The 6,846-nt window shown below is 74.5% G+C and carries 6 protein-coding genes and 1 pseudogene; 4 read left to right on the top strand and 3 right to left on the bottom strand.

Going from position 1 to position 6,846, the window contains the following annotated elements:
- Positions 1 to 3: 3 nt before the first annotated feature.
- The 3 genes from AB0E96_RS14640 to AB0E96_RS14650 form a co-directional block, all read right to left on the bottom strand.
- Entirely contained in the window at positions 4 to 726 is a 723-nt protein-coding gene (locus AB0E96_RS14640; RefSeq protein ID WP_359822938.1) for an ABC transporter permease, read from the bottom strand.
- Entirely contained in the window at positions 723 to 1,697 is a 975-nt protein-coding gene (locus AB0E96_RS14645; protein WP_359822940.1) for an ABC transporter ATP-binding protein, read from the bottom strand. The genes AB0E96_RS14640 and AB0E96_RS14645 overlap by 4 nt, the downstream gene beginning before the upstream one ends.
- 196 nt (positions 1,698 to 1,893) lie before the next feature.
- Entirely contained in the window at positions 1,894 to 4,095 is a 2,202-nt protein-coding gene (locus tag AB0E96_RS14650; RefSeq protein WP_359822943.1) for a prolyl oligopeptidase family serine peptidase, read from the bottom strand.
- A 315-nt stretch (positions 4,096 to 4,410) separates the two neighbouring features.
- Between AB0E96_RS14650 and AB0E96_RS14655 the strand changes: the two genes are divergently transcribed.
- The 4 genes and pseudogenes from AB0E96_RS14655 to AB0E96_RS14670 all read left to right on the top strand — a co-directional run.
- On the top strand, positions 4,411 to 4,605 hold the full coding sequence (locus tag AB0E96_RS14655; protein ID WP_049658010.1) for a DUF2304 family protein: 195 nt from the start codon (positions 4,411 to 4,413) through the stop codon (positions 4,603 to 4,605).
- A 57-nt stretch (positions 4,606 to 4,662) separates the two neighbouring features.
- Positions 4,663 to 5,571 (top strand): N-acetyl-1-D-myo-inositol-2-amino-2-deoxy-alpha-D-glucopyranoside deacetylase, encoded by a 909-nt coding sequence (gene mshB / locus AB0E96_RS14660; protein ID WP_359822946.1) that lies wholly within the window; start codon positions 4,663 to 4,665, stop codon positions 5,569 to 5,571.
- Positions 5,568 to 6,026, top strand: coding sequence for a DUF6113 family protein (locus tag AB0E96_RS14665; protein WP_359822948.1), 459 nt, complete (start codon positions 5,568 to 5,570; stop codon positions 6,024 to 6,026). Before mshB ends, AB0E96_RS14665 begins: the two co-directional genes overlap by 4 nt.
- Positions 6,027 to 6,270: 244 nt before the next feature.
- Positions 6,271 to 6,846, top strand: a pseudogene (locus AB0E96_RS14670) (hypothetical protein); the annotation flags it as partial.

Raw genomic sequence — 6,846 nt, forward strand, 5'->3', positions numbered from 1 at the left:
TCATCATGCCTGGCGGGTGTCGCGGCGGTACAGCGCCGCCGCGGCGGCGGCGAACACCACCAGGAAGCCGGCCAGCCCGGCGACCGCGACGACGTCCAGGGAGTGCCCGGGCCGGGTGAAGGTCGCCAGCTGGTTGTACAGGTACACCGGGTTGAACCGGGCGAACTTCTCCAACGAGCCGCTCACCGGGAACCAGGTGCCGCCGAGCAGGGCCATCGCCATGTAGGTGATCATCACGATCGGCTGCACCGCGTCCGGTGCCGCCGCGTACCCGAGCGCCACCCCGAGCGCGGCGAACACGAAGCTGCCCAGCCAGAGCGCGGCCGTCAGGCCGGCCCACTGCGCCGCCGTGAGCGAGACGCCCTGGCTCGCGCCGACCGCGAAGACCACCAGGATCGCCGGCAGGGTGGTGACCGCGGTCGCCGCGATCTTGCCGAGGGTGTACGCCCGGCCGGGCAGCGCGGTCAGCCGCAGCTGGCGCACCCAGCCGCTCTTGCGCTCCAGCGAGATCCGCTGCGCGCTGCCGGTCAGCACCGCGCCGACCGCGCCGAAGGTGGCCATCGAGACCATGAAGTAGGTCTTCACCGGCAGTCCGCCGGCGAGCTGGGTGGAGCCGTAGGCGTTGATGAAGAAGAAGTACATCAGCGCCGGGTAGGCGATGGTGAAGAGCAGGTAGCGCCGGTTGCGCAGGGTCCGCAGGATCTCCAGCCGGATCAGGGTGGTCATCGCACGCTCTCCTTCTCGGCGGCCGCGTCGTCGGCGCCCTCGGTGCCGCCCTCGCGGTCGAACTCCCCGGTGATGGTCAGGAAGGCCTGCTCCAGACCCACGCCGGCGACCTCCAGTCCGCGCGGGTACAGCCCCGCCCGGTAGATCCCGGCCACGCTGGCGTCGGCGTCCGCGGTCCGGATCCGCACCGTGCGCACCCCCGGGACCCGCGCGGTGACGTCCAGCGCCTGCACCCCGGGCAGGGTGCGCAGCACGGACTCCTCGAACCCGCCGTCCGCGTCGTGGAGTTCGAAGGCGATCCGGCGGGCGCCGGCCCGCGCCTTGATCTCCGCCGAGCTGCCGTCGGCGATCAGCCGGCCGCGGTAGAGCACCAGCACGCGGTCGGCGATCGAGTCGGCCTCCTCCAGGTAGTGGGTGGCGAACAGCACCGTGCGCCCGGCGTCGGCCTGGGCGCGCATGCTCGCCCAGAACGACTGCCGCACGCTGACGTCCATGCCGGTGGTGGGCTCGTCCAGCACGATCAGGTCGTTGTCGCCGGCGATGGCCAGGGCGAAGCGGACCCGCTGCTCCTGGCCGCCGGACAGCTTGTCGACCCGCCGTTCCGCCAGCTCGGCGATCCCGGCGTCGGTCAGCACCTCCGTGGCCGACCGGCCGCGCGGGTGCACGTCGCAGGCGAGCTGCACCAGCTCGCGCACCTTGACGTCCGTCATCAGTCCGCCGCTCTGCAGCATCGCGCCGACCCGGCCGGCCGCGATCGCCGCCCGCGGGGTGCCGCCGAACAGGGTCACGCTGCCCCGGTCGGGCTCGCGCAGGCCGAGCAGCAGGTCCAGGCTGGTGGACTTCCCGGCGCCGTTCGGCCCGAGCAGGGCGACGGTCTCGCCCGGCCGCAGCACGAGGTCCAGTCCGTCCACGGCGCGCACCCGCCCGTAGCTCTTGCCGACGCCGCGGAAGGCGGCCACCTCGGTACTCATCGCCGCTGTCCTCTTCCCTGGTGGTGTCACGCCCGTGGTGTCACGGCCGGGTGCTGTTCGCACCACCTCAGAGTCCCGCGCGGGCGGGTGGGGGCGGCAGTGTCCGCCGTCGTGCCTTCGGCATGACGGATGTCATGCCGGCGGCCGGTACCCCCGTCAGGGGCACCGGCCGCCGAAAGCACTGGTCAGACGGGTTTCACAGGCCCAGCGAGCGCTTCACGAAGTCGACCTGGAGCAGCAGCAGGTTCTCCGCGACCTCCTCCTGCGGGGTCATGTGGGTGACGCCGGACAGCGGCAGCACGGTGTGCGGGCGGCCCGCGGCGAGCAGCGCCGAGGACAGCCGCAGGGTGTGCGCGGCCACCACGTTGTCGTCCGCCAGCCCGTGGATGATCATCAACGGGCGCTCCAGCCCGGCCGCGTACCCGCTCAGCGAGTTGGCGGCGTACACCTCGGGCCGCTCGGCCGGGTCGCCCAGGTACCGCTCGGTGTAGTGGGTGTCGTACAGCTCCCAGTCGGTGACCGGCGCCCCGGCCACCGCCGCGTGGAAGACGTCCGGGCGGCGCAGCACGGCGAGCGCCGCGAGGTAGCCGCCGTACGACCAGCCGCGGATGGCGACCCGGTCGAGGTCCAGCGGGAACTCCCCGGCGAGCGCCCGCAGCGCCTCCACCTGGTCGTCCAGGGTGGCCCCGGCGAAGTCGAAGGCGATCGACTTCTCCCAGGCCGGGCCGCGCCCTGGGGTGCCGCGCCCGTCGGCGACGACCACCGCGAAGCCCTGGTCGGCGAACCACTGCGAGTTGAGGTGCGGGTTGTGCGCCTGGAGCACGCGCTGGCCGTGCGGGCCGCCGTACGGGTCCATCAGGACGGGCAGCAGGCCGTCCCGCTCGCGGTCGTAGCCGGTGGGCAGGAAGACGGCGGCCGGGATGCGGCGCTCGCCGGCGAAGCGGAAGACCGGGCGGGCGGTGATGACCGGGGCCTCGGCGTACGAGGCGATGGTGGCGACGTCGTCGACCGCCAGGCCCTCGGGCAGGTCCCGGGCGACCTGCACCAGGGTGCCGGGCAGGTCGGGCTCGGCGGTGGCCCGGACGGTGACCCCGCCGCCGTGCACCGCGCTGGTGACGGAGGTGAACGGGCGCCCGTTGGCGGACTCCCAGGCCAGCCGGGTGCCGTCGTGGCTGATCCGGCCGACGCCGATCCAGCCCGGCTCGGGGTCGGTCTCCTCGGCGCCGCCGGCGGCGCTGAAGAACACCTCCTGCTCGGTGACGGCGACGACCGAGCGGACGTGCAGGTCGGCCCCGGTCACGGCGCGGTCGCCGATCACCAGCGCCCGCACCCCGCCCTCCCGTCGCCCGCCGCCACCCTTCTGAGGCGCTTCGCGCACCTCCTCGATGTCGGAGATCCGGACCAGCTTGCCGTCCGGGGTCCAGGCCGGTACGCCGCCGAACAGCTCCAGCCAGACGCTGTCCTTCTCCTCGTGCAGCACCTCGGTGGCGCCGGTGTTGACGTCCAGGCCGAGGATCCGCTGGCCGCGCTGGTCGCGGGTCTGGACCAGGAGCAGCGGCACGCCGCCCTTCGACCAGTGCACCCGGCCGAGGTACGGGTGGGTCTCGCGGTCCCAGACCACCTCGGTGCGCCCGCCGTGCAGGTCGAGCAGCCAGAGCCCGACCTCGGCGTTGGCGCCGCCGGCCGCCGGGTAGGCGACCTCGGCGGGCTCGCGGTCCGGGTTCGCCGGGTCGGCGATCCACCAGCGGCGCACCGGGCTGTCGTCGGCGCGCTCGACCAGCAGCCGGTCGCCCGCCGGGGACCACCAGAAGCCGCGGTCGCGGTCCATCTCCTCCTGGGCGATGAACTCGGCCTGGCCCCAGGTGACGTTCGGGCCGTCCGGCTCGGCGAGCACCCGGTCGCCGCTGCCGTCGGTGCGGGTCAGCCGGAGCTCGCCGACGGTGTTGGCGTACGCGACGTGGGTGCCGTCGGGGGACGGGCGCGGGTCCAGCAGCGGCCCCTCGGCGGGCAGTTCGGCGGTGGCGCCGGTGGCCAGGTCGGCGGTGAACAGCCGGCCGGAGAGGGCGAAGACCGCCAGCCCGCCGGCCGCGTCCAGGGCGTAGCCGACGATGCCGGCCGAGCCCTCGCGGCTGCGCTCGCGGCGGGCCTTCTCGGCCGGCGAGAGGTCCTCCTCGCCGCCGCCGAGCAGCACGGCCGGGTCGGCGGCGATCCGCTCCTCGCCGGTGGCGGTGTCGAGGGTCCAGAGCAGGTTGGCCCGGTCGTGCCCGGATCGCGAGCGGAGGAAGACGACCCGCGAGCCGTCCGGCGCGACGGAGAAGGAGCGGGGCGCACCGACGGTGTAGCGCAGGGTCCGCGCGTACTGCCGGGGGAAGGTGTCGGCAGAGGTGTGGGAGGTCATGGCACCAGACCCTATGACGCCGGACCAGTGACGCCGGGCGCACGCTGATCACTCGTTCGGAGCATCGTCACCAAGTACGCCCCAAAGGGGTCCAAACCGCCTCCGACCGGCCCATGCGCCCCTCAGATGCCACGATGCCCCGGCGTGCGTGGACTCACCGAGGGTAATGACACCCTTACCCATCGGGTATGACTTGTCGCGCGAGTGGCCGCCCGGCGCCGTCCCGGACCCGCGGTCCCCCGCAGCCCCCAGTCCCGCACCGTCCCTCGCCGCCCTCCCCGGAGGCGGCGTGCCCGAGAAGGGGTGTGAGCCGACATGGCCATGAACATCTCCGCCGCCGTGCTGATGCTGGTCATCGTGGTGATCCTGATCCGCCGGTCCGGCCTGAAGCTGGCGCACGCGATCGTCTGCGCGCTGCTCGGCTTCTACCTGGCCTCCAGCTCGATCGCCCCGTCGATCAGCCAGGTCACCAGCAACCTCGCCGGAATGATCAACGGCCTGAGGCTCTGACGTCCGCCCGGAGGAGCGGACGACGGGAGTCCGGCGGCAGGCCCTAGGCTTCCTCCCATGACCGCGACTACCGGCCGCCGCCTCCTCCTGGTGCACGCGCACCCCGACGACGAGTCGATCGGCAACGGCGCCACCATGGCCCGGTACGCCGCCGAGGGCGCCCGGGTCACGCTGGTGACCTGCACCCTCGGCGAGGGCGGCGAGGTGATCCCCCCGGAGCTGGCCCACCTGACGGCCGATCGGGAGGACGCCCTCGGCGCGTACCGGATCGGCGAGCTGACCGGGGCGATGGGCGCCCTCGGCGTGACCGACTTCCGCTTCCTCGGCGGTCCGGGGCGCTACCGCGACTCCGGGATGATGGGCGTGCCCGAGAACGACGCGCCCGGCTGCTTCTGGCGGGCGGACGTCGACGAGGCGGCCGGACACCTGGTCGCGGTGATCCGCGAGACGCGCCCCCAGGTGCTGGTCACCTACGACCCGGACGGCGGCTACGGGCACCCGGACCACATCCAGGCCCACCGGGTCGCGATGCGCGCGTACGAGCTGGCCGCCGACCCGGCGCACCGGCCGGAGCTGGGCCCGGCCTGGCGGATCGCCAAGGTGTACTGGAACCGGATGCCCCGCCCGGTGATCGAGGCCGGGCTCGCCGAGGCCGCCGTCAAGGCGTCCTTCCCGGGCGTCGCCCGGCCCGCCGACGTCCCCGGCGTGGTCGACGAGGGGGTGGTCACCACCGTGCTGGACGGCGCCGCGCACGCGGGTCGCAAGGCCGCCGCGATGGCCGCCCACGCCACCCAGATCACCGTGGACGGCGACTTCTTCGCGCTCTCCAACGGCCTGGCCCAGCCGCTGTTCGCCACCGAGTACTACCAGTTGGTGCGCGGCCAGGCCGGGCCGGGCGAGCCGGAGGACGACCTGTTCGCCGGCCTCCTGCCCGCCGACGCGCACGCCGAGGAGGGCACCCGATGAGCAAGCCCGCCCCCGGGCCGGCCCGCCGCCCGGTCGCCGCCGTCCTCCTCGGCACCCGCGAGGAGCGGCTGGCCGAGTCCCAGCCCCCGCGCCCGGCCCGGATCGCGGCCTACGTGCTGTTCTTCCTGCTGGGCGCCGTGGTGTCGGTCTGCGGATCCTTTGTGCAGGCCCTGTGGCCGCCGGTGGGGGTCCTGTTGGCGCTCGCCGCGACGGCCGCCACCTTCTACGGCGGCCTGCGGGTCACCGGCACCCGGCTCGGCGCGGCCGCGCCGGCGGCCGGCTGGTTCCTGGCGATGCTGCTGCTGATCGTGCCCCGGCCCGAGGGCGACAACGTGCTGTGGTCCAACGCCACCTCGCTGGCCTGGCTGTTCGCCGGTTCGGTGCTGGGCGTGATCTGCGCCACCCTGCCCACCCGCGGCAGCTGGTTCCCCGGGGTGCCCGGCCCCCCGCGCTGACTCGGGTCGTGCGCGGCGTACCGTACCGCGTACGACGAGCAGTCAGGAGCGCGCGGCCTTACTCTCATACCGGAGGAACCGGACGTATCAGGATCTGTCCGAAGCCGTTCGCCGCTCAGTTCTTCCCAGTATGGTGGTCCCGCAGAACGCCGTACCCGACCGCCGCCCGCCCCAGCCAAGGCCCGGCGACCACGAACCGCGGTCGCGCCGCACGGCCCGCCCGCGAACCCGGAGCAGAGCAGCATTGAGCAGCCGCGAATCTGACAACGCCCACCCGACGCCCCGGCGTACGGGCCCGGACGCCTACCCGTCGGGCACCCCGCCCTACGGCACACCGGGGCCCGGCGTCGACCGGGCCGCGGCCGGCACCGGACCGGGCACCGCGTCGGGCGGCGAGGACGACGGTCCGAAGACCGAGACCACCCTGACCACCCGGGTCCGGATCAACATCCCCGGCTCGCGTCCGATCCCGCCGGTCGTCGTCCGCAGCACCGTCAAGAACGAGGACGGCCCGGGCGAGGACGCCCAGGCCGCCGTCGCCGACCCGGGCAACCCGCGGCACCGCTCCGCGCCGGCCTCGCCCGTCCTCGGCGTGATGGACGACGGCGGCCACCAGGTCTCCCCGCCGAACCTGCCGCCGGAGTGGCAGATCCCGCCGATCCCGCCGGCCACCTCCGAGTCGGAGTCCACCGGCGCCTGGTTCCGGCCGCGCCAGAAGAAGGCCCCCGCCGCGGAGCCCGCACCGGCCGCCGTGCCGGTCGGCGCCTGTGCAGTGGCGGACTCCCCGGCCGCGCCCCGCACCGCCGCCGAGCCGCACCCT

Origin of the sequence: Kitasatospora sp. NPDC036755 (genome assembly GCF_040636595.1) — a bacterium.
Lineage (GTDB): Bacteria > Actinomycetota > Actinomycetes > Streptomycetales > Streptomycetaceae > Kitasatospora.

Coding starts and splice junctions, on each gene's coding strand:
- AB0E96_RS14655 (WP_049658010.1), top strand. CDS start 4,411: ATGGCCATGAACATCTCCGCCGCCGTGCTGATGCTGGTCATCGTGGTG.
- AB0E96_RS14645 (WP_359822940.1), bottom strand. CDS start 1,697: ATGAGTACCGAGGTGGCCGCCTTCCGCGGCGTCGGCAAGAGCTACGGG.
- mshB (WP_359822946.1), top strand. CDS start 4,663: ATGACCGCGACTACCGGCCGCCGCCTCCTCCTGGTGCACGCGCACCCC.
- AB0E96_RS14650 (WP_359822943.1), bottom strand. CDS start 4,095: ATGACCTCCCACACCTCTGCCGACACCTTCCCCCGGCAGTACGCGCGG.
- AB0E96_RS14640 (WP_359822938.1), bottom strand. CDS start 726: ATGACCACCCTGATCCGGCTGGAGATCCTGCGGACCCTGCGCAACCGG.
- AB0E96_RS14665 (WP_359822948.1), top strand. CDS start 5,568: ATGAGCAAGCCCGCCCCCGGGCCGGCCCGCCGCCCGGTCGCCGCCGTC.